General features: G+C 61.8%; 1 protein-coding gene. It reads left to right on the top strand.

Going from position 1 to position 1,152, the window contains the following annotated elements:
* Positions 1–288 precede the first annotated feature (288 nt).
* Entirely contained in the window at positions 289–1,101 is an 813-nt protein-coding gene (locus H623_RS17820) for a tyrosine-type recombinase/integrase (protein ID WP_169514891.1), read from the top strand.
* Positions 1,102–1,152 lie beyond the last annotated feature (51 nt).

Here is a 1,152-nt window from a genome sequence, read left to right as displayed (position 1 = left end):
TGGGTTCGGGCTATTCCGATGTCCTGAGACATCACATCGTTGCGGGGACAGGATTTGAACCTGCGACCTCTGGGTTAGAGGTCTGCCGCGGGATCACGCGCGAGTTCAAGGGCGAGCTCATCGTGCTGGGCGAGTACCGTGAACACCGCCGCACCGCGTAAGCACCCAAAACGACCCGATTCGGTAACGAATGGGTCACAACTAGGGCCGTCGAGACGCGCAACGGCAAGGCCGGCCGGCACTACATCATCCGATTTGGCCCGGCTCATGGAGTCGTATCGGCTGCACATGATCTCTAAAGGCCTGGGGCCGTCATCAGTCCAGACCCGCCTGTCAGACCTTCAACGTTTCACGCGACGGCACCCGGACATCCTGATGGCGACAACGTTGGACCTGACGACGTATCTGGCGGGGGGAATCGAGTCGCGCGGGTGGGGCGCGGAGTACGTGAAGAAGATCCGCTCCTCGCTGCGATCCTTCTATCAGTGGACGACCATACAAGGCCTCACGCCAGTTGACCCCGCCTACGGCCTGCCGAGGGTGCGGGTGCCACGTGCACTGCCGCACCCGACTCCTGAAGATGTGGTTCGTGCTGCCATGGCGAGGGCACCCGAGTCGGTACGGGCGATGATCCTCCTGGCCGCCACGGAGGGATTGCGTAGATCTGAGATCGCTGCGTTGCATCCGGACGACCGGCGTGGGGATGCGATCCTGGTGCGTGGGAAAGGGGGCCGGCAACGCCTCGTCCCGCTGGACTCGCTGACCGGCACTGTGCTGGATAACTTAGAGCGGTTGCAGGGATTGAGAGAGCACTACTTCCCCGGTCGGTTCGGCGGTCATCTACATCCGTGCACGATCTATAAGAAGGTCACCGAGTACACACCAGGATTCACGTTGCATAGCTTGCGACACCGCGCCGCCACGATCGGGTACGCCAGCACCCGAGATCTGCGGGCAACGCAAGAGTTTCTCGGACACCAGTCCCCCGCCACCACGCAGATCTACACCGCCATTGACACCGACGCACTGCGCAACATCGTCAACGCCAACTCGCTGGGGGTCTGTCAGATTAACGGTGGATCTGACCTGGCGCATTGTTAGTTGATTCGGCCTTCGAAGGTGATCGCGAAGGCGTTCAGGGCGGGCTTCCAC

Source organism: Humibacter albus DSM 18994 (assembly GCF_000421825.1).
GTDB classification, from domain to species: domain Bacteria; phylum Actinomycetota; class Actinomycetes; order Actinomycetales; family Microbacteriaceae; genus Humibacter; species Humibacter albus.
The sequence above is the reverse complement of the archived record's forward strand: the minus strand, read 5'-3'. Positions and strand labels throughout refer to the sequence as shown.

Coding starts and splice junctions, on each gene's coding strand:
- H623_RS17820 (WP_169514891.1), top strand. CDS start 289: ATGATCTCTAAAGGCCTGGGGCCGTCATCAGTCCAGACCCGCCTGTCA.